This is a genomic window from Ramlibacter algicola (assembly GCF_016641735.1).
In the GTDB taxonomy this organism is placed as follows: domain Bacteria; phylum Pseudomonadota; class Gammaproteobacteria; order Burkholderiales; family Burkholderiaceae_C; genus Ramlibacter; species Ramlibacter algicola.
Map to the genome: position 1 here is coordinate 1,612,898 of NZ_JAEDAO010000001.1, position 22,399 is coordinate 1,635,296.

Below are 22,399 nucleotides of genomic sequence, written 5' to 3' on the forward strand. Positions count from 1 at the left end.
CGCGCAACCCTGCAGATACGGACGGAACGCGATGCTCTTCGGCAAGCTGTTGCCACGCGAAGGCAACTTCTTCGAAATGTTCAACCAGCATGCCGAGCGCATCGTCGAGGCGGCGCATGCATTCGCCAAGCTGGTCGCCAACTACGGCGATGCCAACATGCGCGAGCAGTACACGCGCGAAGTGGACGAGGCCGAGCGCGCCGCCGACCGGGTGACGCACGAGGTGAACCGCCTGGTGCACAAGACCTTCATCACGCCCATCGACCGCGACCAGATCCACACCCTGATCAACACGATGGACGACATCGCCGACCTGATCCAGGACTCGGCCGAGACCATGTCGCTGTACGACCTGCGCCAGGTCAACGACGAGATCACGCGGCTGACCGACCTCTCGGTCAAGTGCTGCGAACGGGTGAAGGACGCGGTGGCCCTGATCGGCGACCTGACCGACTCGCACACCGCCGAGACGGCGCTGAAGACCTGCGAGGAGATCGACCGCATCGAGTCCGACGCCGACCGCGTGATGCGCGCGGCGATGAGCCGCCTGTTCCGCGAGGAGCCGGACGTGCGCGAGGTGATCAAGCTGCGTGCGGTGTACGAACTGCTGGAGTCGATCACCGACAAGTGCGAGGACGTGGCGAACGTCGTCGAGGGCATCATCCTCGAGCACTCCTGATGGAAGCGACGCAGGCCGCCCTCTGGGTGGTGATCATGCTGGTGGCCCTGGCCCTGGTCTTCGACTTCATGAACGGGTTCCACGACGCGGCGAATTCCATCGCCACCGTCGTGTCCACCGGCGTGCTGCGGCCGACGACGGCCGTCTTGTTCGCTGCGTTCTTCAACCTGTTCGCGATCTTCATCTTCCACCTGAGCGTGGCGGCCACCATCGGCAAGGGCATCGTCGAGCCGGGGATCGTCGACACGCACATCGTGTTCGGGGCGTTGCTGGGGGCCACGATCTGGAACATCGTGACGTGGCTGTACGGCATCCCCAGCAGCTCGTCGCACGCGCTGATCGGCGGCATCGTCGGCGCGGTGATCGCCAAGGCCGGCGCCGGTGCGCTGGTCGCGGCCGGCATCTGGAAGACGGTGCTGTTCATCTTCGTCTCGCCGCTGCTGGGGTTCCTGCTCGGCTCGCTGATGATGGTGGCCGTCTCGCACATCTTCCGCCGCTCGACGCCTTCGCGCGTGGACCGCTGGTTCCGCCGCCTGCAGCTGGTGTCCGCCGGCGCGTACAGCCTGGGCCACGGCGGCAACGACGCGCAGAAGACGATCGGCATCATCTGGCTGCTGCTGATCGCCAGCGGCCACGTCTCGGCCGCGGCCAAGTCGCCGCCCGGCTGGGTGATCGTCGCGTGCTACACGGCCATCGGCGCCGGCACGATGTTCGGCGGCTGGCGCATCGTCAAGACCATGGGCCAGAAGATCACCAAGCTCAAGCCCGTGGGCGGCTTCTGCGCCGAAACCGGCGGCGCGCTGACGCTGTTCCTGGCCACCGCGCTGGGCATCCCCGTGTCGACCACGCACACCATCACCGGCGCCATCGTCGGCGTCGGCTCCACCCAGCGCGCCAGCGCCGTGCGCTGGGGCGTCGCCGGCAACATCGTCTGGGCCTGGATCTTCACCATCCCGGCGGCGGCGTTCGTCGCTGCGATCGGGTATTGGGTGTCGCTGCAGATCTTCTGACGCTTCGTCGTCCCCGCGGAGGCGGGGGCCCACCGCTTCCATCACTGCGGAGCAAGGCGGAAGCGATGGATTCCCGCCTTCGCGGGGAATGACGGTTACTTCTGGATCTGCGGTGGGTTCGGGTGCAGGCGCGCCATCGAGAAGCTGTCCTCGTAGTGGCCCGCCGTGATGGCGTAGCCGCGGTGGCGGCCTTCCTCGACGAAGCCGAGGCTTTCGTACAGGCGTTTCGCGCGTGCATTGCCCGCGTGCACGTGCAGCTCGATGCGCAGCACGCCGGCCCAGTTGTCGGCCCAATCGAGCAGCCGCTCGATCATCCGGCGGCCGAGGCCGCGGCCCTGCCATTCGGTGGCGATGCCGATGCCCAATGAGCGGACGTGCTGGCGTCGCAGCGACATGCCGACCGAATGCAGGCCCGCGACGCCGACGATGTCGCCGCCGGCGACCGCGACCAGCTTGCAGTCGCGTGGCTCGATCTTCTGCAGGTGGTCGATGCGCGAGGCGACGGGCATGTCGGGGATCTGCAGCGTGCCTTCGACGGTGCCCAGGCGGCCGATGACCGCCGACATTCCGGCGGCGTCCGCCGGTTCGGCGGCGCGGATCACGACGTCCTCGATGGGGCGAGCGGCGTCCATCACGGAGCTCCTGTGGGTGATGAATGGACGAGCCACTCTACCGATGCGCGGCGCGGCTGCGAAATGCCGCTTGTGCATCGGCGCATGCGCGAAGGCGCCGCGCACCTCACTGCGAGATCCGCCGGCCTTCCTCGACCTGGTGCTCGAAGTAGCCCTGGAAGCTGATCGCGATGCTGGCCATCAGCACGGCGGTGCCGACCATCAGGGCGAGCGCCACTGCCCAGATCGTCGCCCAGCGCGTCTGGCCGGCCGGCGCTTCGGGGTCGGCGCCGGGGTTCCAGCGCGCGTTCCACTCGTGCGGCTTGCGCAAGCCGTAGACGATGGCGGTGAGGCAGCAGCCCGCGAAGGTGAACCCGAGGACGGGCACCAACACCCAGCTGAGGCCGTCGTTGGTGCCCAGCGTGGCCATGCGCAGCACGCCGTACGCGCCGACCAGCGTCGGGATCGGCAGCAGCCAGCCCAGCCAGTCGCGGGCGCCGTGCAGGTAGAAGCGGTGCAGGCCGAACGTGCCGCCGAGGAACGCCAGCCACGTGGCGAGAGTCTTGCTCTTCATTCGGGGGCGCTGCCGTCGGCTTCGCCGAGGGCCCTGTCCATGAGGACGATGTCCAGCCAGCGGCCGAACTTCCAGCCGCACGACTTGACGACGCCGACGTCCTGGAAGCCCAGCGCGCGATGCACGCCGATCGAACCCGCGTTGGCCGAATCGCCGATCACCGCGATCAGCTTGCGCACGCCCGCGGCCTGTGCCTGCTCGCACAGCGCCGTGAGCAGTTGCTTGCCGAGGCCGCGACCGGCGGCATCGGGGTGCAGGTAGATCGAGTCCTCGGCCGAATAGCGGTAGGCGGGGCGCGGCTTGAACCAGTTGCAGTAGGCATAGCCGATCACGCGGCCGCCGTCCTCCAGCACCAGCCAGGGCAGGCCCTTGCCCAGCACGTCGGCGCGGCGGCCGGCCATGTCGGCCTCGGTCGGCGGGGTGGTTTCGAAGGTCCCGGTGCCGTGCAGCACGTGGTGGGCGTAGATGGACGTGACGGCCGGCAAGTCGGCGTCCGTGCTGGGGCGGATCGTGGGCATGGGGCGGTCTGCTAGAATCGTGGGCTTTCCAGCGTGTCGCTGGCCGGGTGGCCGATGCGCGTGTCTCAACGCTGGAAGATCCGCGCAGCGGCCGTGTCGGCCGCTGTGGTACCACCCGAAGGATAAATCATGGTCGTCATTCGACTCTCCCGCGGCGGCTCCAAGAGCCGTCCGTTCTTCAACATCGTCGTCGCCGACAAGCGCGTGCGCCGCGATGGCCGCTTCATCGAGCGCCTCGGGTTCTACAACCCGATCGCCAAGGATGGCGAGGAAAAGACCCGCATGGCCGAGGACCGCCTGACCTACTGGCGCGGCGTCGGTGCGCAGGTCTCCCCGACCGTCGAGCGCATCCTCAAGCAGTCCGCGGCCAAGGCGCCCGCCGCCGCAGCCTGACCGCCGCGATGGTGCCCGGGCTCGAGCCCGCGGAATTGCCCGCGGACGCCATCGAAGTCGGGCGCATCCACGATGCCTGGGGCATCAAGGGCTGGTTCAAGGTCCTGCCCCACAGCGCTTCCCCGGAAGCGCTTTTTTCTTCCCGCCGCTGGTTCCTGCTGCCGCCGGAGAAGGCCACCAAGCCGGCCTTCACGGGCGCGCAGCTGCTGCGCATCCGCGAAGCCAAGGAGCACTCCGACAGCGTCGTGGCGCTGGCGCACGACGTCGACGACCGCAACGCCGCCGAACTGCTCAAGGGCGCGCGCGTGTTCGTGCCGCGCTCGAGCTTTCCCACGCCCGCGGACGACGAGTTCTACTGGGTCGACCTGCTTGGCGCGCAGGTGGTCAACCGCGAAGGCTTCGTCTTCGGCACGGTCGAGGACCTCATGCCCACCGGGCCGCAGACGGTCCTGGTCATCGCCCGCCAGGTCGACGGCCAGCGGGCCGAGACGCTGATCCCGTTCGTCAACGCGTTCGTCGACACCGTCGACATCGCCGGCAAGCGCATCACGGTCGACTGGCAGCCGGGGGACTGAGGTGCGCTTCGACGTCGTCACGCTGTTCCCGGAGCTGTTCGCGCCGTTCCTGGAAAGCGGGGTGACGCGGCGGGCGTACGAATCGAAACTGGTCGACGTGCGCCTCTGGAACCCGCGGGACTTCTCCGAAGGCAACTACCGGCGCGTCGACGACCGTCCGTTCGGCGGTGGCCCCGGGATGGTGATGCTGGCCGAGCCGCTGGCGCGCTGCGTGGCGGCCGTCAAGGCCGATCGCGGCGATGCCGCGCCGGTGGTGCTGTTCTCGCCGGTGGGCGACCGCCTGGACCACGCGCGGGTCGAGGGCTGGTCCGCCAGCGCCGGCGCCATCCTCCTGTGCGGCCGCTACGAAGGCATCGACCAGCGCTTCATCGACACCGACGTGGACGTGCAGGTGAGCCTGGGCGACTTCGTGCTGTCCGGCGGCGAGATCGCCGCCATGGCCTTGCTGGACGCCGTGGCGCGCCTGCAGCCCGGCGTGCTGAACGACACCGGCAGCCACGAGGCGGACAGCTTCAACCCCGCCATCGACGGCCTGCTGGATTGCCCGCACTACACGCGGCCGGAGGAGTGGCAGGGGCGCAAGGTGCCCGCCGAACTGATGTCCGGCCACCATGCCCAGATCGAGCGCTGGCGGCGCGATCGCCGGCTGGAAGCCACCGCCCGCCTGCGGCCGGACCTGCTGGCCGCCGCCCGCGCGGCGGGGCGCCTGTCCAAGGCGGACGAGGCGTTCCTGAAATCGCTTCCGGCCCAGCCCTAGGCCGGGGACAGCCCGGCAGGCTATAATCACCGGCTCTCCGATCCTCTGCCCGGCCGCCCCCGGCTGTCCGAGACAGCCCCGAAGCGGGGCCCCTTGCGTAGCAGGGCAAGATCGCGTGGAACCACCATGAACCTGATCCAGACCCTCGAGCAAGAGGAAATCGCCCGCCTGGGCAAGAAGATCCCCGAGTTCGCCCCCGGCGACACCGTGATCGTGTCCGTGAACGTCGTCGAAGGCACCCGCAAGCGCGTGCAGGCCTACGAAGGCGTCGTGATCGCCAAGCGCAACCGCGGCCTCAACAGCGGCTTCACGGTGCGCAAGATCTCCAGCGGCGAAGGCGTCGAGCGCACCTTCCAGACCTACAGCCCGCTGATCGCCGGCATCGAAGTCAAGCGCCGCGGCGACGTCCGCCGCGCCAAGCTGTACTACCTGCGCGAGCGCAGCGGCAAGTCGGCCCGCATCAAGGAGAAGCTGGCCCTCTCCACCAAGAAGGCCCCGGCTGCCGCGGCCGCCGAGTAAGCGGCTGCAAAGCAGCAGTCCCGGCGCAGGCCGGGACCCAGGACACCGCCGCTCGGCCACCCGCCCGCGGCGGTTTTCTTTTTCCGACCCGCCCATGCCGATCGACCCCAGTCCCGCGACCCCGCCACCCGACGTGGTGCCGCTGTCCAAGCTGCCCAACTTCGACCCGCGCACCGTGCCGGTCGTGGGCATCGACACGCAGCTGCCGCCGGTGGTGCCGGAGCAGCTGCGCCCGGAGGCCATCCGCCAGCGCTTCCGCTTCCCGCCCGACTGGCAGCCGGAGCTGCGCGCCGAGCCGCGCTTCACCGACCGCCAGATCGCCGCGGCCTCGGTGCTGGTGCCGATCGTCATGCGCGACGAGCCGATGGTGCTGCTGACCGAGCGCACGGTGCACCTGTCGACCCACTCGGGCCAGATCGCCTTCCCGGGCGGCAAGCGCGACGACACCGATCGCGACGCCGCCCACACGGCGCTGCGCGAGGCGCACGAGGAAATCGGGCTCGAGCCGTCCTTCGTCGAAGTGGTCGGCGAGCTGCCGACGTACACGACGGGCACGCGCTTCATCATCACGCCGGTGATCGGCCTGGTGCAGCCGCATGCGCCGCTGGTGCTCAACGAGCACGAAGTGGCCGACGCCTTCGAGGTGCCGCTGCAGTTCCTGATGAACCCGGCGCACCACCGCCGCCACCGCATCCTGGCCGGCGGCGCCGAGCGCGAGTGGTTCTCGATGCCCTACATGCAGGGCACCACCGAGCGCTTCATCTGGGGCGCCACGGCGGGGCTGTTGCGCAATTTCTACCGCTTCCTCGCGGCGTAAGCGGCCCCGCGAGGGCCGCCCGTATCATCGGCGCATGAGTTTCTTCGCCATCCTGTTCGCGCTCCTGCTCGAGCAGGTCCGGCCGCTGGCGAGGCACAACCCGATCCACGCCGGCCTGCGCCGGTGGGCGCGTTGGGCCAGCCGCAACTTCGATGCCGGCAGCATGCAGCACGGCTGGATCGCGTGGTGCGTCGCCACGCTGGTGCCAGCGGTGGCCGTGGCTGCGATCCACTGGGCGCTGGTGAAGACCGTCGGCTGGCTGGCCGCGGTCGCCTGGAGCGTCGCGGTGCTGTACGTCACGCTGGGCTTCCGCCAGTTCAGCCACCACTTCACCGCGATCCGCGACGCGCTCGATGCCGGGGACGAGGACCGCGCGCGCGAGCTGCTCGCGCAGTGGCAGCAGGTCGACGCGGCGCAGCTGCCCCGGCGCGAGATCGTTCGCCACGTCATCGAATACTCGGTGCTGGCCGCGCACCGCCACGTGTTCGGCGTGCTGGCGTGGTTCTCGGTGCTCGCCGCCTTCGGGCTCGGGCCGGCCGGCGCGGTGCTGTACCGGATGGCCGAATTCGTGACGCGCTACTGGCGCTACCGCAGCCTGTCGCAGCCGGTGAGCGAAGCGGCGCAGGTGGCCGCGGCGCAGGCCTGGAAGGTGATCGACTGGCTGCCGGCGCGCATCACCGCGCTCGCGTTCGCCATCGTCGGCAGCTTCGAGGAAGCGATCGACTGCTGGCGCCACCATTCGCAGCGCTTCCCGAACGACAACGACGGCGTGATCCTGGCCGCGACGTCCGGCGCGGTGAACGTGCGCCTGGGCGGCGAAGCCTTGCGGTCCGCGTTCTCGCCGAACACCTCGCAGACCTTCAGCGCCGCGCCGAACGCGCCGGGCGGCACCGACGCCGACAGCGAAAGCACCCCCGGCCGCGACGCCGAACCCGCCCACTTGCGCAGCATCGTCGGCCTGGTCTGGCGCACCGTGGTGCTGTGGATGGTGCTGCTGGCACTGCTGACGTTGGCAAGGCTGCTCGGCTAGCCCTCACCACTGCGGCTCGCTCAGCTCGTCGAACAGGTCGCAGTAGATCCGGTAGCGGTTGGCCGTGATCGGGTGCTCGGCTTCGGCGTGCGCCAGGGCCGAGATCACCGCGCAGCCCGGTTCGTGGCGGTGCGTGCAGTTGTAGAACTTGCACTGGCCCAGGTGCGGCCGCAGGTCGCGCATCAGGCTCGCCAGCGCGGTGGGCTCCAGGTGGTGCAGCCCGAATTCCTGGAACCCCGGTGAATCGATCAGCGAGGTGGTCTTCGCTTCGTCCACCCAGTACCAGGTCGTGCTCGTCGTCGTGTGCTTGCCCGAGTTGAGCGCCTTGGAGATCTCGCCGGTCTGCGCCTGCGCCTGCGGCACCAGCAGGTTGATCAGCGTGCTCTTGCCTGCGCCCGAAGGCCCGAGCACCAGCGTCGTCTTGCCGCGCAGGTGCTGCATCAGGTGCTCGTGGTCGGTGTCGCGCGACAGGCGCAGCGACAGCGGCAGCACGCCGTAGCCCATGTGCTGGTACGGCTGCAGCCGGCGCCACGCGCGCTCGAACGGCTCGACGAGGTCGCTCTTGTTCAAGGCGATCAGCGGCGTGATCTTCTCGGCTTCGGCGGCGATCAGCGCGCGCGTCAATTGATGCTCGGAGAACTCCGGCTCGGCCGCGATCAGCACCAGCACCTGGTCGAGGTTGGCGGCGAAGGACTTGGTGCGGATCTCGTCCTGCCGGTAGAACAGGTTGCGGCGCGCGTCGATGCGTTCGACCGTGCCTTCGTCGTGCGAGGGCCGCCACTGCACGCGATCGCCGACCACCGCCTGGCCCTTCTTGCCGCGCGGGTGGCAGATGCGCCGCTGGCCGTCCGGGGACTCCACCAGCACGTGGCGGCCGAAGGTGGCGACCACCAGGCCCGTCGACAACCCGGACCGGTCAGCCACGCGCGGTGCCTCCCATGCTCAGGCCAGCAGCGCGTCGACCAGCGCGGCGCATTCGAAGTCGGCGTCGGACAGGCCCTGCACGCTGTGCGTGCTCCACTTCACCACGCAGCGCGCGTAGTGCACCGACAGGTCGGGGTGGTGGTCGCGCCGGTGGGCGATGAAGGCCACCGCGTTCACGAACGCGATCACCTCGTGGTAGTCGGGGAAGTCGAAGGTCTTCTCGATCGCGACGTCGGCCCCGTCGCCCGACAGGCGCCAGCCAGGTGCGGTGGCGAGGCGGGCGACGACCTGCGTCGGCGTCAGCGCGCGGCGCGGCCGGCGCTGTTCGGCGTCGGGGTCCCTCATGCGGCCGCCATGCGGGCCAGCCGCTCGGACGCCGGCGGGTGCGAGTAATAGAACTTCACGAACAGCGGGTCCGGCGTGAGCGTGGACGCATTGTCCTCGTACAGCTTGAGCAGCGCGGACTTCAGGTCGTCGCGGCCGGTCTGCGCGACGGCGAAGGCGTCGGCTTCGAATTCGTGGCCGCGCGACAGCTGCGCCATCAGCGGGCCGACGAAGAACGAGAACACCGGCACCACCAGCAGGAACAGCACCAGCGCCAGGGCATCGTTCGGGCCTTCGAGGTTGGGACCGACGCCGAGCCCCAGGTAGAACCACGGCTGCGACTGCAGCCAGCCGAGCAGGCCGAAACCGAGCAGGCTGACGGCGAAGACGGCGCCGATGCGCTTGACGATGTGGCGGTGGCGGAAGTGCCCGATTTCGTGCGCCAGCACGGCGTCGATCTCGGCGGGCGACAGCTTGTTGAGCAGCGTGTCGAAGAAGACGACGCGCTTGTTGCGGCCAAAGCCGGCGAAGTACGCATTGGCGTGCGCGCTGCGCTTGCTGCCGTCCATCACGAACAACTCGCGCGCGGTGTACCCGCAGCGCTGCATCAGCGCCACGATGCGTTCGCGCAGGCCGGCGTCCTGCAAGGGGCTGAACTTGTTGAACAGCGGCATGATGACGACGGGGGCGATCCACAGCACGAACACCTGGAACAGCGCGACCAGCGCCCAGGCATACAGCCACCACAGGCGGCCCGCGGCGCCCATGATCCAGAGCACGGCCCAGGCCAGCGGCAGCATCAGCACGGCGGCCAGCAGCAGGCCCTTGATCGCATCGAGCAGCCACAGCCGCCAGGTCATGCGGTTGAAGCCGAAGCGCTCCTCGATCACGAACGTGCTGTACAGGCTGAACGGCAGGTCCAGCAGGCCTCCGATGGCGGTGAATGCGACGAGCAGCGCGAGCTGTTGCGCCATGCCCGGCCCGAGCCACGCGAGCAGTGCCTGGTTCAGTGCATGCAGTCCCCCGAGCAAGGTCCAGCCCAGCAGCACGACGCCACCGAACGCCATCTCGATCAGGCCGAGTCGCGACTTGGTGATCGTGTAGTCGGCCGCCTTCTGGTGCGCGGCAAGGGACACGGTGGACGCGAAGGCCGCCGGCACGTCGCCGCGGTGGCGGGCGACGTGGCGGATCTGCCGCGATGCGAGCCAGAACCGCAGTGCGAGGCTGGCCACCAGCATGGCGGCGAACGCGAGCGTCCAAGCGTACGGAGAAAGCATCACTCCAGTTTAGGCGATGCGACAATGCCTCGATATGTCCGACGCAACGCTGGCCAAGAACGACCTGAATCTCGTCTTCCTCGACTGCGAGATGACCGGCCTCGATCCCGAGGTCGATCGCATCATCGAAATCGCCGTCATCGTCACCGGCCCCGACCTGCAGCCGCGCGTCGAAGGACCGGTCTTCGCGATCCACCAGAGCGACGAACAGCTGGACAGGATGGATGCGTGGAACAAGGGCACGCACGGCAAGAGCGGCCTGATCGACCGCGTGAAGGCATCCACCGTGACCGAGCAGGCCGCCGAGGACGAACTGATCGCCTTCCTGTCGCGCTACGTGTCCAAGGGCACGTCGCCCCTGTGCGGCAACACCATCGGCCAGGACCGCCGCTTCCTGGTGAAGTACATGCCGCGGCTGGAAGCTTTCTTCCACTACCGCAACCTCGACGTGAGCACGCTGAAGGAACTGGCCCGCCGCTGGAAGCCCGCCGCGTTCAACAGCTTCAAGAAGCAGCAGGCCCACACCGCCCTGGCCGACGTGCACGAGTCGATCGACGAACTCGCGCACTACCGCGAGCAGTTCCTGCGGCTGGACTGAAGGCGGACTCCCGAACGCAGAAGTCGCAGAAGAAGCGCGGAAGGCGCAGAACAATCCTTATGGATGTCCTTCTGCGACTTCCGCGGTGTTCTGCGACTTCCGCGTTTGGGAGTTCTGAGCGCGATGTCCCCAGCGATTTGGGGAAAACCCGCATTCGTGCGACAATACGGGTTCTCGCGGTGCTTACGACGCCGCGTCCTTGCATCTCCCTTCATGCACAGGCTCACCGATCGAGCCACCGGCCGCAGCAGCGCCCGGATTGTCGTCTGATGGTGGATGTTTCCTGACCACTGACGACGACCGCTCCCCACGGGGGTGGTCGCAACGAGATTCCATGACCGACACGTTCGACGTGCAGGGCGACTTCGCGCCTGCGCAAACCGATTCCGAGATCATTTCCATCCCCAACGGCTTCGTGCGCATGGGCCTCGCGCCCGAGCTGGTGCAGGCCGTCGCGGACCTGGGCTACACGGACCCCACCGCCGTGCAGGCGGACGTCATCCCGCGCGCGCTGCCCACCGGCGGCAAGGGCGAGCAGGCCTTCATCGACCTGATGGTGTCCAGCCAGACCGGCAGCGGCAAGACGGCGGCGTTCCTGCTGCCGGTGCTGCACACGCTGATCCAGATGCAGGCCGAGGAAGCCGAGCGCGAGCGCGCCGAGCAGCAGCGCGCGGCGGCCGAAGCCGCCGCCCGTGGCGAGGAGCCGCCCAAGCGCAAGCGCCGCAACCCGACCGACCCGCGCAGCTTCAAGCCCGCCGCGCCCGGCGCGCTGGTGCTGTGCCCCACGCGCGAACTGGCGCAGCAGGTGGCGCACGACGCCATCGGCCTGGTGCAGCACTGCCGCGGCCTGCGCATCGCCAACGTGGTCGGCGGCATGCCCTACCAGGTCCAGATCGCGCGCCTGCAGAACGCCAACCTGGTCGTCGCCACGCCGGGCCGCCTGCTCGACCTGCAGCGCTCGGGCCAGATCAAGCTGGACGAAGTGCGCTTCCTCGTCGTCGACGAGGCCGACCGCATGCTGGACCTGGGCTTCGCCGACGACCTGGCCGAAGTCAACCGCCTGACGGCCGCCCGCCAGCAGACCATGATGTTCAGCGCCACCTTCGCGCCGCGCATCCAGCAGCTGGCCTCGCGGGTGATGCGCCAGCCGCAGCGCATCCAGATCGACTCGCCGCAGGAAGCGCACGCCAACATCAAGCAGGTGCTGTTCTGGGCCGACCACCCGCAGCACAAGCGCGCGCTGCTGGACCACTGGCTGCGTGATGCGTCGATGGACCAGGCCATCGTGTTCGCCTCGACGCAGATCGAATGCGACGCGCTCGCCGAAGACCTGCAGCAGACCGGCTTCGCGGCCGTGGCGCTGCACGGCGCGCTGAGCCAGGGCCTGCGCAACCGCCGCCTGATGGCGCTGCGCAGCGGCCAGGTGCAGATCCTGGTGGCCACCGACGTCGCCGCGCGCGGCATCGACGTGCCGACGATCACGCACGTGTTCAACTTCGGCCTGCCGATGAAGAGCGAGGACTACACGCACCGCATCGGCCGCACCGGCCGTGCGGGCCGCGACGGCCTGGCCGTGACGTTCGCGGAATACCGCGACCGCTTCCGCATCTTCGACATCGAAGCCTTCACCAAGCAGCCGTTCAAGGCCGAGGTGGTGCCCGGCATGGAGCCGCAGAACCGCCCGCCTCGCGCGCCGCAACCCGGCTTCGGCGGCAAGGGCCGCGGCGCCCCGGCGCACCGCACCGGCGCCCCGCGCCGCAGTGGTGGCGGCGAGGGCTTCGGCCGCAAGCCCGGCTTCGGCGACTTCGGCGGCAGCGACCGCCGCCGCGAAGGCGCCCCGTTCGAACGCTCCGGCGGCGGCTTCGCCGGCAAGGGCAACGGTGGCAAGACCTTCGTGCCGCGCGACATGAAGAAGCGCTAAGGACAGGGCCGGACAGCACGACGCAAAAAGCGCGACAGACGCACAGAGCGCAAGAAGAACAAGAACGACAAGAACAAGAACGACAAGAAGAACAATGAACAAGGGACCCCTCGGGGTCCCTTTTTTTTGCCTTCTACGCAGGCTGGGCCGTGGCGTGCCGCCCGATGTCGGGCCAGCGCCAGTGGGCGTAGATCCAAGCGACCAGCCCCACCAGCAGCATCAGGATCGACGAGATCGCGATGGCGCGGGTGGAATGCATCACCAGCGGCGCGATCGCGCCGGCCACCACGCCGTTGGCCGTCGAGCCGATCACGGCTTGCAGCGAGGACGCCATGCCGCGCCGCTCGGGGTTCAGGTCCAGCACCAGCAGCGTCACCACCGGCACCATCAGCGCCCAGCCGAAGGCGAAGATCGCGATCGGCCACAGCGCCCACCAGACGTTCGGTGTCCACAGCAGGTTGGCCACCACGTTGACCAGCGACACCGACAGCATGATCACGAAGCCGTTGCGGATCTGGCGCTTGGGCGGGATCTTGCCGGCGACGCGGCCGCTCAGCCACGCGCCGCCCATGATCCCGCTGATGGTGAGCACGAAGAACCAGAAGAACTGCTGCGGCTGCAGGCCCATGTGCTCGCCCAGGAACGCGGGCGCGCACAGCACGTACAGGAACATGCCGTTGAACGGCACGCCGCTGGCCAGGGCCAGCAGCAGGAAGCGCGGGCTCGCGCCCAGTTCCCAGTAGCCGCGCAGCAGGTTGCGGACCTTGAACGGCTGCCGGTGCGTGACATGCAGGGTCTCGGGCAGCAGCTTGTAGTTGGCGGTCCACAGCAGCACGCCGACGCCGGTGAGGAACCAGAAGATCGCGTGCCAGCCGGCGTGCACGAACAGCCAGCCGCCCACGATCGGCGCCACGGCCGGCGCGACGCCGAAGTAGATCGTGATCTGGCTCATCACGCGCTGCGCCTGCGCGGGCGGGAACATGTCGCGCACCACCGCGCGCGACACCACGATGCCGGCGCCGGTCGACAACCCCTGCAGCGCGCGGAAGAACACCAGCTGCCCGATCGTCTGCGACAGCGCGCAGCCGGCCGACGCGAGAGTGAACACCGCGATGCCCACCAGCACCACCGGCCGGCGGCCGAAGCTGTCCGACAGCGCACCGTGGAACAGGTTCATGAAGGCGAAGCCGAACAGGTACGCCGACAGCGTCTGCTGCATCTGCACCGGCGTCGCGCCGACCGAGTCCGCGATGCCGGTGAAGGCCGGGATGTAGGTGTCGATCGAGAACGGCCCCAGCATGCCCAGCATCGCCAGCAGCACGGCGAGCGCCCACGGCGGCGCGCGCCAGAGGGTGGCGGCGTCGGGATTCATGCCGGGGAGAGGGTGGCGGGCATGCGGCGGTCCATGCGGAGCCGCATCCTACCGCTCAGGCAGCTTGGAGCATTGCAGGGCCCTTACGCTCCAGCCGGGGGCCGGACGGGGCGGGCACGGCGGGATCGAAGAAGGCCTTGTCGAGGTGGCGCGTGAAGCGGTCGAACCATTGCGCGCGCGGGTAGAAGGCGGTGCCGCGCGGGCCGCTGACGCGGACCAGCCCGTCGGGCTGGAGGGCGACGCTGAAGCTGGACGGGTCGCGCCCGCTGGCGCGCAAGTGGCTGGCCAGGAGCTGGCGTTCGTTGTTGTCGATGTCTCGGATCACGGCGTGATGATGGCCACCACGCTGCCTGAGCGGCAGCGTCCGAAAGCGGAGAAGGGTGTAGGACGCCGGCTCACCATGAGCTTGGTGCCGGCATGCGCGCTGCGCGCACGCGGCGAAACAAGTCCGTCCTACGAACCCGCCACGGGCGGATGCCCAGGATGGCTGCGACAAGGAGAACGCAGTCATGGCACCGGAAGACGCGGGGCTGGTGGGTACGCCGTATTTCTGGACCGGGATCGCTGCCGCGGTCGGCGTCTGGGCCGCGGTGATGCTGGCCCTGTGGATCTGAAGCGCTAGCGCTTCGACGCCGGCGCCGCCCAGAACACGGGCTGCGCGGCGGGGGCCACTGCACTCCGTGCCGATTCCGGCTGGGCCAGCGCCGCCTGCAGTGCCTGATTGAAAGCGGCTGCGTCGCGCGTGCCGCGTTCCTGCAGCGCCGGCACCACGTGCTCGCGCCACAGGCTGGCGTAGTGCTCCCGACCGCGGCGCTGCGTCTCCCCGTAGCCCTTCAGCACCTGCGGCAACCGCGCCAGCGGCGCGGCCACATCCGGCGCCTGGCGCAAGGCTTGCGCCAGTGCCTGCAGCCAGGCCTGCAGCGCTTCGTCTTCCTGGTGGAAGCGCAGCGACTTGCGCCGCAACGGGCGCAGCTTCGCGAGCGTGCGCAACAGCAGGTAGCCCCAGATGCTGGTCGAGCGGATGTGCATCCCGGCGTGCGCCGACTCGCCCAGCCAGCCGCGCAGGTGCGCGGTGCGCAGCAGGCGCAGGCCCGCGGCGCGCGGCAGCAGGTCGCACACCTCGTGCACGCCCGGCTTGAAGTGCTCGGTGATGCGCACGACCTCGCCCGCCGCGGCGCGCGCTTCGGCACGGATGCGCTCGAATCGCTCGCGGCGCGTCTTCAGGTCGGCCACGCGCACGATGTCCTCGAAGCACATCCACAGAGCGAGTTGGCGCGCGGCTTCCTCGAGCACGGCGCTGGCCGGTGCGGCCTGCACGAGCGGCTCGAGCCGGTCCAGGTACGTGGTGGCGTACGCGAAGTCCTGGTAGTCGAGGCAGCGCAGGGCACCGTGGGCGGCCAGCACGCCCACCTGTCCCGGCAGCGCGGAGCAGCGCTGCATGAGAGCCGCACGGTCTTCCGCGCGCAGAGGCGCGTCTGCGAGGACCGCCGCGACGTCATCGCGCGTTGCCGTCGCGGCGGTCGCCGGTGCGCCTTCGCTCGCAGCCGCAAAGCCTGCCGCGAACCCCGCGAGGCTCGCTTGCGCGCCGCGGCCGCCGAGCCGGATGACTTCCTCGCAGCGCTCCCGCGGCCAGGGCAGCACGCCCGCGCCGGCCAGCGCGCCGAACATCACGGCGGACACCACCGTGCCGTGCCGCTGCGCGAGTGACTCCATGTCGACGAGGATGCTGCGCCCCGCCAGCTGCGCGGCGGCGCTTTGCACGCGATCGGCGTCGGCCCGGCCATCGGTGCCGTGCATCTTCTCGATCGTCGTGTACACGCGGTGGGTGGACGCGATCAGCGTCGTGCCCGCGTCGACGAAGCCGCGCTCGATCATGCGGGCGGCCTCCAGCAGCTCGCTGGCGACCAGCACGTCGACCATCGACGGCACCGGCGTGAGCGCGAACACCGGATCGGGTGAACCGGCCGGCAGCGGGTCGCGCAGCAGTTCGGCGTAGTAACTGGTCGCACCGGTGCGCTGCGCGACACCGGGCACCGACGTCGCCTGCACCGGCAGCCCGGACAGTTCGGCGCAGCGCACGATCCAGTCCAGCAGCGTGCCACCGCCTTCGCCGCCGAGGGCGGCCACCAGGATGCGCAGGGGAGGGCGGGTCATGTCAGGCGGGTTGCAGCGCGCCGATCACGACGCGGTTGATGCGGTCCAGCAGGCGGTCCCACCAGCTGGGGTGGGTGACGATGTCGATGCGGTGGAACGAGGGGCACAGCACGGCGGCGTCGGCGACTTCGCCGCACAAGCCGCAGCCGACGCAGCCATTCGTGACGTGCGCGACCGGCTGCGTGCGCAGTGGGTCCGTCGTGTCCTTCACCGTCAGCGTCGGGCAACCCGAAAGGCGGATGCACGAGTGGTCGCCGGTGCAGGTGTCCTCGTCGACGCCGTAGCGCGTGCGCACGGTGCGCAGGCCCTGCTTCAGGCGCTCGGCACGCAGTGGCCGCAGGCGGCGCTGGCGCTCCAGCTGGCATTCGCCCTCGGCGATGATCACCTTGAGACCGCCGAAGGGCGTCGTCAGCGCTTCGCGCAAGGCCTCGCGCACTTTCGAGACACGGTAGTTGTGCACCGTCTTGAGCCAGCGCACGCCCATGCCCTTCAGCGTGCTCTCGATCGTCAGCTCGGAGCCGGTGGCGCTGGTGCCTTCGGCGACGCGGCGCGACGCGGACGTCGGCGTGGAGATCGTCTCCTGCGTGCCGGTCGCCGACGTATAGCCGTTCTTCATGATCACCAGCACGCCGTCGCCGCGATTGAGCAGCGCCGAGGTCACGCCGGAGAGCAGGCCGTTGTGCCAGAAGCCGCCGTCACCCATGATCGCGACCGGCCGCTTGGCGCTGAAGTTCTTCACCGCCGCGCTCGAGGCCAGGCTCATGCCATAGCCCAGGATCGAGTGGCCGAAGGAGAACGGCTCGAACGACGCGAACGAATGGCAGCCGATGTCGGCCGAGATGTGCAGCGGCCCGACTTCGCGCTCGACCAGCTTCAGCGCCGCATAGACCGGCCGCTCGGGGCAGCCGGTGCAGAAGTTGGGCGGCCGCTGCGGCACGGCGCCGCCCAGGGCTTCGGAGGCGCGGCGGCGCAGGTCCGACACGGTGTCGAGCCACGCGGTGCCCGCACGTCCTGCATCGGCGCCCGCGTGGCGCTCCACGAACTGCACCAGGCCGCGGGCCACCACTTCCACCGTGTACTCGCCCGCCATCGCCAGCAGGTCCTTGCCGTGCACGCGCACGGGGCTGCCGGCGCGGTGCACGAGGGTCGCGACGTCCTTCTCGATGAACTCGGGCTGGCCTTCCTCGATGACGAGGACGGCGGCGCGGCCGGCACAGGCGCGCTCGATCTCGGCCGGCACCAGCGGGTAGACCACGTTGAGCACCAGCATGTCGATGCGCGGGCGGCCTTCGGCATCGGCCAGGCCGACCTGCTGCATCGCCCGGACCACGGTGTTGTACAGGCCACCCTGCACGATCAGCGCGATGCCGCGCACATCGCCGGGCATCCATTCGTTGAGCGCGGCTTTCTCGATGAAGCGTTGTGCCGCGGGCATGCGCTGCTCGTACTTCAGCTTCTCGTGCCGGAACGTCGCGGGCGGGTGCGCGAGCTTGTCGTAGTCGAACGCCGGCGGCTGCTGCGCCAGCGCGCGGCTGGAGATGGCCGGGGCCTTGTTGTCCGAAGCGACGAAGCTCCCGCGCAGGTGGCAGGTGCGGATGCGCAGTTCCATCAGCACCGGCGTGTTCGAGGCTTCCGACAGCTCGAAGCCGCGTTCGACCATGCGCACGATGGTGGGCAGGTGCGGCCGCGGGTCGAGCAGCCACAGCGTGGACTTGAGCGCGAACGCGTGGGTGCGTTCCTGGATCACGCTGGCGCCCTCGCCGTAGTCCTCGCCGACGACGATCAGCGCGCCGCCGCGCACGCCCGGCGACGCCAGGTTGGACAGCGCGTCCGACGCGACGTTGGTGCCGACCACCGACTTCCAGGTCACGGCGCCGCGCACGGGATACATGATCGACGCCGCCAGCATCGCGGCCGCAGAGCTCTCGTTGGTGCACGCCTCGACGTGCACGCCCAGTTGCTCCAGGTCCTCGCGCGCCTGCACCATCACGTCGAGCAGGTGCGACACGGGCGAGCCCTGGTAGCCGCCGACGTAGGTGACGCCGGACTGCAGCAGCGCCTTGGTGACGGCCAGGATGCCTTCGCCGTGGAAGGTCTGGCCGGCCCCGAGCTGCAGGGCCTGGATCTCGGTCTGGAAGGAACGTTCCACGCGCGAAACTCCTGCGAAGTGGAAAGGGTCAGTTCAGCTGCGAGGGCAGCCAGAGCGAGATCGCCGGGAACGCGCACAGGATCACCAGGCGCACCACGTCGACCGCGATGAAGGGCATGGTGCCCTTGTAGATCCGCCCGAGTGTCACGTCCCTCGCGATCGAGTTGATCACGAACACGTTGATGCCCACGGGCGGACAGATCATCCCGAAGGTGACCGCCATCACGACGATGACGCCGAACCACACCGGGTCGAAGCCCAGCTGCATCATGGCCGGGAACACCACCGGCACCGTCAGCAGGATCATCGCCAGTTCGTCCATCACCGCGCCGAGGATGAAGTAACCGACCATGACCAGCGCCAGCACGCCGTAAGCGCCCACGGGCAGGTGCACCAGCACGTCGACCGCCTTCTGGGTGAACTGGGTGATGGTGAGGAAGTAGCCGAACAGGAACGCGCCGATGACGATGGTCATGATCGCGGACGAGACGCGCAGCGTGTCGATCAGCGCGGCGCGGATGTCCGGCACCTTCAGGCGCCGGCGCAGGATGCCGATCAGCAGCGTGCCGGCCGCACCGACCGCCGCGCCTTCCTCCACCGTGAACAGGCCGCCGTAGATGCCGCCCAGCACGAACGCGAACAGCAGGATCACGGCCCACAGCCCGCGGATCGAAGCCCAGCGCTCGCGCCAGGCGTGCGCCTCGCCGCGCGGCAGCGCGTCGGGCCGCATGCGCGCGATCACCTGCACGACGATGAAGTAGAAGCCGACCGCCAGCAGGCCGGGGATCACGCCCGCGGCGAACAGCTTCTTGATGTCCGTCTCCGTCATGATCCCGTACAGCACGAAGATCACCGACGGCGGGATCATGATGCCCAGCGTGCCGCCGGCGGCGATCAGGCCCGCCGACAGGCCCGGGTGGTAGCCCGCGCGGCGCATCTCGGGCAGCGCCACCTGCGCCATCGTCGCGGCGGTCGCCACCGACGACCCGTTGATGGCCGCGAAGCCGCCGCAAGCCGCCACGGACGCCATTGCCAACCCGCCACGCAGGTGGCCGAGCCAGGCGCGGCCGGCGATGAACAGCTCGCGGCTCATGCCGCCTCGCGACGCGAACGCCCCCATCAGGATGAACATGGGGATGACGCTCAGGTTGTAGTCGGTGACCACCGAGAGCGGCACGTTGGCCAGCAGGTTGAAGCCGGCCTTCCAGCCCGAGAGCGCCGCGAAGCCGCAGACGCCGGCGATGCCCATCGAGACACCGATCGGCACGCGGACCGCCATCAGCGCGAACATGCCCAGGAAGCCGAGCAGGGCGACGAGGTCACGCGACATGGGTCGCCTCCGCCTGGTCGTCCAGCGCCGGCGGGCGCAGCCGGTCGGTTTCGCCCCGCCACAGCAACACGATGCGTGCGATTGCCAGCATCACGGCGACCGTGGTGCCCACGGACGCCACGGAATAGAAAATCCACAGCGGCATGCGCAGGTCCATCGTGCCCTGCGTGCCGGTGCCGGCGACCTTCACCCACACCATCCACGCGAGCGGGACGAGGAAGGCGAGGGTGCAGACGGTGGCGACGATGTCCAGCTGCCGGCGGCCGCCGGTGTCCAGGTGCTCCCACAGCGCGTCGACGCAGATGTGGCTGCCGTAGTACGTGGCCAGCGCCACGCCCCAGAACAGCGCGATGCCCAGGAGCATGCGCGCGCCGTCGTACCAGTCGGGGATCTGGTAGCTGAAGACGTCGCGCAGCACGACGTTGCCCGAGGTGAGCAGCGCGATCGCGAGCAGGAACAGGGCCGCCACCAGTTCGGCGGCCGCGAGCAGCCGGCGCATCAGTTGGCCTTGCGCGCTTCGATCTCCTTGCGCAGCTCGCCCAGGGCTTCCTGGCCCTTGAAGCCGGCCTTGTCGGCGGCCTGCACCCACTGGCCATACAGCGGCTCGGCCGCCTTCTTCCACTGGTCCAGTTGCTGCGGCGTGAGCTTGACGATCGTGTGGCCGGCGGACTTCTCCAGCTTGGCCTGGCCGCCGTCCTCGAAGTCGCCCCACGCGGCGCCGACCTTGCCGGCCCAGTCGTTGTTGCAGTGGTCGTCGATGACCTTCTTCTGGCCGGCGGCGAGCTTGTCGTACCAGCCCTTGTTCATCACCCAGACGAAGTCCGACGCGTACAGGCGCATGTCGGTGTGGTACTTCACCGCCTTGTCGATGCCGAAAGAGACGATCGAATCCCAGGGGAAGGCGATCGCGTCGGCCACCCCCTTGTCCAGCGCGTCGCGTGCTTCCGGCGCCGACACCTGCACGTTGGTGGCGCCCAGCAGCGTCATGAACGCGGCGTTGGTGCCGTTGGACGAGCGGATCTTCATGCCCTTGAGCTGGGACGGCTCGGTGATCGGCTTCTTCGAGTGCATGGTGCCGACGTGCAGGTGCGCGAAGCAGAACTTCACGTCCTTCATTTCCTGCGCGGCGTACTTGCGGTACCAGGCGTCGATGGCGGCCGAGCCGGTGCCCGGCTTGCCGACCAGGAACGGCAGTTCGCCGGCCGCGATCAGCGGGAAGCGGCCGGCCTGGTAACCGGGGTTCACCCAGGTCATGTCGGCGATGCCGTCGCGCGCCATGTCGTAGTGGTCGGCGGCCTTGCCCAGTTGCTGCGCGGGATACAGGGCCACCTTGATGCTGCCCTTGGACGCGGCTTCCACCGACTTGGCCCACGGCTCGAAGCCGGTCTTGGACAGCGAGTGCGTCGGCGGCAGCCAGTGGGCGAACTTCATCTCGACCGGCTTGTCCTGCGCGGACACGGCGCCTGCGAACAGCAGGGCGGCGGCGAGGGCGAGGGGCGTGGACACGGAACGGGAATGGCGCTGGCGCATGCTTGTCTCCTGTGGATTGCCTCGATGGCGGACGGGCCTTGCGCGACGGAGCGGCCGGCCTCTGCGCACGACTCTAGGGACGAGCCGCCCCGCGCGCCAATGGAATCTGCGAATGCGGGCCATTCACGGCATGGATAATCAGGGGCAACCCTGATATGGATCCGGAATGCCTCGCCGGCGCGCATGAAGAACTTCCGCCACCTGGACCTGAACCTGCTGCGCGTACTGGCGGCGATCCACCGCACGCGCTCGGTGACGGCGGCGGCACGCGCGCTGTCGCTGTCGCAGCCCGCGACCAGCAACGCCCTGGCGCGCCTGCGCGGCTTCTTCGAGGACGACCTGTTCGTGCGCTCGCCGAAAGGGCTGGTGGCCACGCGCGCGTGCGAAGCCGTCGCGCCGCAGGTGGAGGCGATGTTGCGCGAGCTGGAGTCGCTGGTGGCCGGACCGCAGGCGTTCCTGCCCGCCGAGAGCGACATCCGCTGGCGGCTGTCGCTGTCCGACCTGGGCGAGATGATGTTCCTGCCGCCCTTGGTCGCCGCCTTGCGCGAGCAGGCGCCCAGCACGCAGCTGGTGAACCTGTCGGTGGCGGCCGAGGACCTGCCGCAGGTGCTGGAGGCACGCGAGATCGACTTCGCGATCGGCATCCTGCATCCGCGCCAGCGCGGCATCCACGCCGATCTGCTGTTCAGCGAGGAGTACGTGGCCGTGTCGTCACCGGGGTGGGCACCGCGCAAGGGCGGCCGCACGCGCACGCGGTTGACGCAGGAGCAGCTGGCCGATGCGCATCTCGCGGTGGCCGCGCCCGCAGCCACCTTCCATGCGAGCGTGGAGCAGATGCTGCAGCGGCTTCAGATCACCAACCGCGTCGCCGTGCGTGCGCGGCACTTCGGGGCGCTGGCGGACCTGGCGCTGGGCAGCGACCTGCTGACGATCGTGCCCGCGATGTATGCGCGCGACCTGCAGCGGCGCCAGGGCCTGCGCACCTGGACACTGCCGCAGGCCGCCGCCGCGCGCTACGACGTGCGCCTGGTGTGGCACACGGCGACGGCGCAGGATCCCGCGCAGGTGTGGATCCGCGCCCTCGTGCAGAAGTTGTTCCGGCGCGGCGTCGCCACGCCGGCTTCGGGCGTCAGCGCAGCACGACGGTCGCGATGACGCCGCTGCCGATGGCGGTCAGCACGAAGTCCGGGCCGACCTGCACCCACTCGTAGCCGCGCCGCGGCGGGGCGAGGTGGTACGCACGCCAGTTGCCCACGACATAGGGGCGGGCGCGCAGTTCGTGCGGCAGCCGGGCACCGCGGCGGAATTCTGGGCCGTGCGGCACGTGCAAGTTGCAA

25 protein-coding genes are annotated in these 22,399 nt (G+C 69.6%); 11 read left to right on the forward strand and 14 right to left on the reverse strand.

Annotation, left to right across the window (positions count from 1 at the left end; translation table 11 throughout):
• The first annotated feature begins 31 nt into the window (after window positions 1-31).
• The gene (locus tag I8E28_RS07835) at window positions 32-679 is read left to right on the forward strand and encodes a DUF47 domain-containing protein (RefSeq protein WP_200787429.1); all 648 of its coding nucleotides are present in this window, start codon (window positions 32-34) and stop codon (window positions 677-679) included.
• Entirely contained in the window at window positions 679-1,689 is a 1,011-nt protein-coding gene (locus I8E28_RS07840) for an inorganic phosphate transporter (RefSeq protein ID WP_200787430.1), read from the forward strand. Before I8E28_RS07835 ends, I8E28_RS07840 begins: the two co-directional genes overlap by 1 nt.
• Before the next feature lie 95 nt (window positions 1,690-1,784).
• On the opposite strand, the gene I8E28_RS07845 is transcribed toward I8E28_RS07840, so the two are convergent.
• The 3 genes from I8E28_RS07845 to I8E28_RS07855 all read right to left on the reverse strand — a co-directional run bounded on the left by I8E28_RS07845 (window position 1,785) and on the right by I8E28_RS07855 (window position 3,392).
• Window positions 1,785-2,321 (reverse strand): GNAT family N-acetyltransferase, encoded by a 537-nt coding sequence (locus I8E28_RS07845; RefSeq protein ID WP_200787431.1) that lies wholly within the window; start codon window positions 2,319-2,321, stop codon window positions 1,785-1,787.
• 106 nt (window positions 2,322-2,427) lie between these two features.
• On the reverse strand, window positions 2,428-2,874 hold the full coding sequence (locus I8E28_RS07850; RefSeq protein ID WP_200787432.1) for an NINE protein: 447 nt from the start codon (window positions 2,872-2,874) through the stop codon (window positions 2,428-2,430).
• Window positions 2,871-3,392: a GNAT family N-acetyltransferase gene (locus I8E28_RS07855; protein WP_200787433.1), complete on the reverse strand. Its 522-nt coding sequence runs from the start codon at window positions 3,390-3,392 to the stop codon at window positions 2,871-2,873. The genes I8E28_RS07850 and I8E28_RS07855 overlap by 4 nt, the downstream gene beginning before the upstream one ends.
• 129 nt (window positions 3,393-3,521) lie before the next feature.
• Between I8E28_RS07855 and rpsP the strand changes: the two genes are divergently transcribed.
• From rpsP to I8E28_RS07885, 6 genes are all read left to right on the forward strand, one after another.
• A complete protein-coding gene (rpsP, locus tag I8E28_RS07860; RefSeq protein ID WP_200787434.1) occupies window positions 3,522-3,785 on the forward strand; it encodes a 30S ribosomal protein S16 in 264 nt (87 codons plus the stop codon).
• A gap of 8 nt (window positions 3,786-3,793) precedes the next feature.
• Window positions 3,794-4,360 carry a ribosome maturation factor RimM gene (gene rimM / locus I8E28_RS07865; protein WP_200787435.1) on the forward strand — a complete coding sequence of 189 codons (567 nt, stop codon included), beginning with the start codon at window positions 3,794-3,796 and terminating at the stop codon, window positions 4,358-4,360.
• Window position 4,361: 1 nt separating this feature from the next.
• Window positions 4,362-5,117 (forward strand): tRNA (guanosine(37)-N1)-methyltransferase TrmD, encoded by a 756-nt coding sequence (gene trmD / locus I8E28_RS07870; protein WP_200787436.1) that lies wholly within the window; start codon window positions 4,362-4,364, stop codon window positions 5,115-5,117.
• Window positions 5,118-5,243: 126 nt separating this feature from the next.
• Window positions 5,244-5,636, forward strand: a complete 393-nt coding sequence (rplS, locus tag I8E28_RS07875) for a 50S ribosomal protein L19 (protein WP_200787437.1) — start codon at window positions 5,244-5,246, stop codon at window positions 5,634-5,636.
• A gap of 94 nt (window positions 5,637-5,730) precedes the next feature.
• Entirely contained in the window at window positions 5,731-6,453 is a 723-nt protein-coding gene (locus tag I8E28_RS07880; protein WP_200787438.1) for a CoA pyrophosphatase, read from the forward strand.
• A 34-nt stretch (window positions 6,454-6,487) separates the two neighbouring features.
• The gene (locus I8E28_RS07885) at window positions 6,488-7,483 is read left to right on the forward strand and encodes a CobD/CbiB family protein (RefSeq protein ID WP_200787439.1); all 996 of its coding nucleotides are present in this window, start codon (window positions 6,488-6,490) and stop codon (window positions 7,481-7,483) included.
• Window positions 7,484-7,486: 3 nt separating this feature from the next.
• Here the strand turns inward: I8E28_RS07885 and rsgA are convergent, their stop codons facing one another.
• From rsgA to I8E28_RS07900, 3 genes are read right to left on the reverse strand one after another with little or no spacing between them, the layout of a single operon-like run.
• Window positions 7,487-8,407 carry a ribosome small subunit-dependent GTPase A gene (rsgA, locus tag I8E28_RS07890; protein ID WP_200787440.1) on the reverse strand — a complete coding sequence of 307 codons (921 nt, stop codon included), beginning with the start codon at window positions 8,405-8,407 and terminating at the stop codon, window positions 7,487-7,489.
• A gap of 18 nt (window positions 8,408-8,425) precedes the next feature.
• The gene (locus I8E28_RS07895) at window positions 8,426-8,752 is read right to left on the reverse strand and encodes a 4a-hydroxytetrahydrobiopterin dehydratase (RefSeq protein ID WP_200787441.1); all 327 of its coding nucleotides are present in this window, start codon (window positions 8,750-8,752) and stop codon (window positions 8,426-8,428) included.
• A complete protein-coding gene (locus I8E28_RS07900; RefSeq protein WP_200787442.1) occupies window positions 8,749-10,008 on the reverse strand; it encodes a M48 family metallopeptidase in 1,260 nt (419 codons plus the stop codon). Before I8E28_RS07900 ends, I8E28_RS07895 begins: the two co-directional genes overlap by 4 nt.
• 34 nt (window positions 10,009-10,042) lie before the next feature.
• Between I8E28_RS07900 and orn the strand changes: the two genes are divergently transcribed.
• Both orn and I8E28_RS07910 read left to right on the forward strand, forming a co-directional pair.
• Window positions 10,043-10,606, forward strand: a complete 564-nt coding sequence (orn, locus tag I8E28_RS07905; RefSeq protein ID WP_200787443.1) for an oligoribonuclease — start codon at window positions 10,043-10,045, stop codon at window positions 10,604-10,606.
• Between the two features lie 334 nt (window positions 10,607-10,940).
• Window positions 10,941-12,527 carry a DEAD/DEAH box helicase gene (locus I8E28_RS07910; RefSeq protein ID WP_200787444.1) on the forward strand — a complete coding sequence of 529 codons (1,587 nt, stop codon included), beginning with the start codon at window positions 10,941-10,943 and terminating at the stop codon, window positions 12,525-12,527.
• A 133-nt stretch (window positions 12,528-12,660) separates the two neighbouring features.
• Here the strand turns inward: I8E28_RS07910 and I8E28_RS07915 are convergent, their stop codons facing one another.
• The 7 genes from I8E28_RS07915 to I8E28_RS07945 all read right to left on the reverse strand — a co-directional run bounded on the left by I8E28_RS07915 (window position 12,661) and on the right by I8E28_RS07945 (window position 21,062).
• Window positions 12,661-13,899, reverse strand: coding sequence for a multidrug effflux MFS transporter (locus I8E28_RS07915; protein ID WP_200787445.1), 1,239 nt, complete (start codon window positions 13,897-13,899; stop codon window positions 12,661-12,663).
• Between the two features lie 55 nt (window positions 13,900-13,954).
• Window positions 13,955-14,224: a hypothetical protein gene (locus I8E28_RS07920; protein ID WP_200787446.1), complete on the reverse strand. Its 270-nt coding sequence runs from the start codon at window positions 14,222-14,224 to the stop codon at window positions 13,955-13,957.
• Between the two features lie 293 nt (window positions 14,225-14,517).
• Window positions 14,518-16,053, reverse strand: coding sequence for an indolepyruvate oxidoreductase subunit beta family protein (locus I8E28_RS07925; protein WP_200787447.1), 1,536 nt, complete (start codon window positions 16,051-16,053; stop codon window positions 14,518-14,520).
• 1 nt (window position 16,054) lies between these two features.
• On the reverse strand, window positions 16,055-18,202 hold the full coding sequence (locus I8E28_RS07930) for a thiamine pyrophosphate-dependent enzyme (protein ID WP_200787448.1): 2,148 nt from the start codon (window positions 18,200-18,202) through the stop codon (window positions 16,055-16,057).
• A gap of 28 nt (window positions 18,203-18,230) precedes the next feature.
• Window positions 18,231-19,532, reverse strand: a complete 1,302-nt coding sequence (locus I8E28_RS07935) for a TRAP transporter large permease (RefSeq protein ID WP_200787449.1) — start codon at window positions 19,530-19,532, stop codon at window positions 18,231-18,233.
• A complete protein-coding gene (locus I8E28_RS07940; protein WP_200787450.1) occupies window positions 19,522-20,031 on the reverse strand; it encodes a TRAP transporter small permease in 510 nt (169 codons plus the stop codon). The genes I8E28_RS07935 and I8E28_RS07940 overlap by 11 nt, the downstream gene beginning before the upstream one ends.
• Entirely contained in the window at window positions 20,031-21,062 is a 1,032-nt protein-coding gene (locus I8E28_RS07945; RefSeq protein WP_200787451.1) for a TRAP transporter substrate-binding protein, read from the reverse strand. The genes I8E28_RS07940 and I8E28_RS07945 overlap by 1 nt, the downstream gene beginning before the upstream one ends.
• 183 nt (window positions 21,063-21,245) lie before the next feature.
• On the opposite strand from I8E28_RS07945, the gene I8E28_RS07950 reads away from it, so the two are divergent.
• A complete protein-coding gene (locus I8E28_RS07950; protein WP_200787452.1) occupies window positions 21,246-22,217 on the forward strand; it encodes a LysR family transcriptional regulator in 972 nt (323 codons plus the stop codon).
• On the opposite strand, the gene I8E28_RS07955 is transcribed toward I8E28_RS07950, so the two are convergent.
• The gene (locus I8E28_RS07955) at window positions 22,192-22,386 is read right to left on the reverse strand and encodes an RcnB family protein (protein WP_338050739.1); all 195 of its coding nucleotides are present in this window, start codon (window positions 22,384-22,386) and stop codon (window positions 22,192-22,194) included. The two genes, I8E28_RS07950 and I8E28_RS07955, sit on opposite strands and share 26 nt — an antisense overlap.
• Between the last annotated feature and the right edge of the window lie 13 nt (window positions 22,387-22,399).

What these genes read in the sequence shown, in the direction of transcription:
- I8E28_RS07835 (WP_200787429.1), top strand. Translation starts at nt 32, where the DNA reads ATGCTCTTCGGCAAGCTGTTGCCACGCGAAGGCAACTTCTTCGAAATG.
- I8E28_RS07840 (WP_200787430.1), top strand. Translation starts at nt 679, where the DNA reads ATGGAAGCGACGCAGGCCGCCCTCTGGGTGGTGATCATGCTGGTGGCC.
- I8E28_RS07845 (WP_200787431.1), bottom strand. Translation starts at nt 2,321, where the DNA reads ATGGACGCCGCTCGCCCCATCGAGGACGTCGTGATCCGCGCCGCCGAA.
- I8E28_RS07850 (WP_200787432.1), bottom strand. Translation starts at nt 2,874, where the DNA reads ATGAAGAGCAAGACTCTCGCCACGTGGCTGGCGTTCCTCGGCGGCACG.
- I8E28_RS07855 (WP_200787433.1), bottom strand. Translation starts at nt 3,392, where the DNA reads ATGCCCACGATCCGCCCCAGCACGGACGCCGACTTGCCGGCCGTCACG.
- rpsP (WP_200787434.1), top strand. Translation starts at nt 3,522, where the DNA reads ATGGTCGTCATTCGACTCTCCCGCGGCGGCTCCAAGAGCCGTCCGTTC.
- rimM (WP_200787435.1), top strand. Translation starts at nt 3,794, where the DNA reads ATGGTGCCCGGGCTCGAGCCCGCGGAATTGCCCGCGGACGCCATCGAA.
- rplS (WP_200787437.1), top strand. Translation starts at nt 5,244, where the DNA reads ATGAACCTGATCCAGACCCTCGAGCAAGAGGAAATCGCCCGCCTGGGC.
- I8E28_RS07880 (WP_200787438.1), top strand. Translation starts at nt 5,731, where the DNA reads ATGCCGATCGACCCCAGTCCCGCGACCCCGCCACCCGACGTGGTGCCG.
- I8E28_RS07885 (WP_200787439.1), top strand. Translation starts at nt 6,488, where the DNA reads ATGAGTTTCTTCGCCATCCTGTTCGCGCTCCTGCTCGAGCAGGTCCGG.
- I8E28_RS07895 (WP_200787441.1), bottom strand. Translation starts at nt 8,752, where the DNA reads ATGAGGGACCCCGACGCCGAACAGCGCCGGCCGCGCCGCGCGCTGACG.
- I8E28_RS07900 (WP_200787442.1), bottom strand. Translation starts at nt 10,008, where the DNA reads ATGCTTTCTCCGTACGCTTGGACGCTCGCGTTCGCCGCCATGCTGGTG.
- orn (WP_200787443.1), top strand. Translation starts at nt 10,043, where the DNA reads ATGTCCGACGCAACGCTGGCCAAGAACGACCTGAATCTCGTCTTCCTC.
- I8E28_RS07910 (WP_200787444.1), top strand. Translation starts at nt 10,941, where the DNA reads ATGACCGACACGTTCGACGTGCAGGGCGACTTCGCGCCTGCGCAAACC.
- I8E28_RS07915 (WP_200787445.1), bottom strand. Translation starts at nt 13,899, where the DNA reads ATGAATCCCGACGCCGCCACCCTCTGGCGCGCGCCGCCGTGGGCGCTC.
- I8E28_RS07925 (WP_200787447.1), bottom strand. Translation starts at nt 16,053, where the DNA reads ATGACCCGCCCTCCCCTGCGCATCCTGGTGGCCGCCCTCGGCGGCGAA.
- I8E28_RS07935 (WP_200787449.1), bottom strand. Translation starts at nt 19,532, where the DNA reads ATGTCGCGTGACCTCGTCGCCCTGCTCGGCTTCCTGGGCATGTTCGCG.
- I8E28_RS07940 (WP_200787450.1), bottom strand. Translation starts at nt 20,031, where the DNA reads ATGCGCCGGCTGCTCGCGGCCGCCGAACTGGTGGCGGCCCTGTTCCTG.
- I8E28_RS07945 (WP_200787451.1), bottom strand. Translation starts at nt 21,062, where the DNA reads ATGCGCCAGCGCCATTCCCGTTCCGTGTCCACGCCCCTCGCCCTCGCC.
- I8E28_RS07950 (WP_200787452.1), top strand. Translation starts at nt 21,246, where the DNA reads ATGAAGAACTTCCGCCACCTGGACCTGAACCTGCTGCGCGTACTGGCG.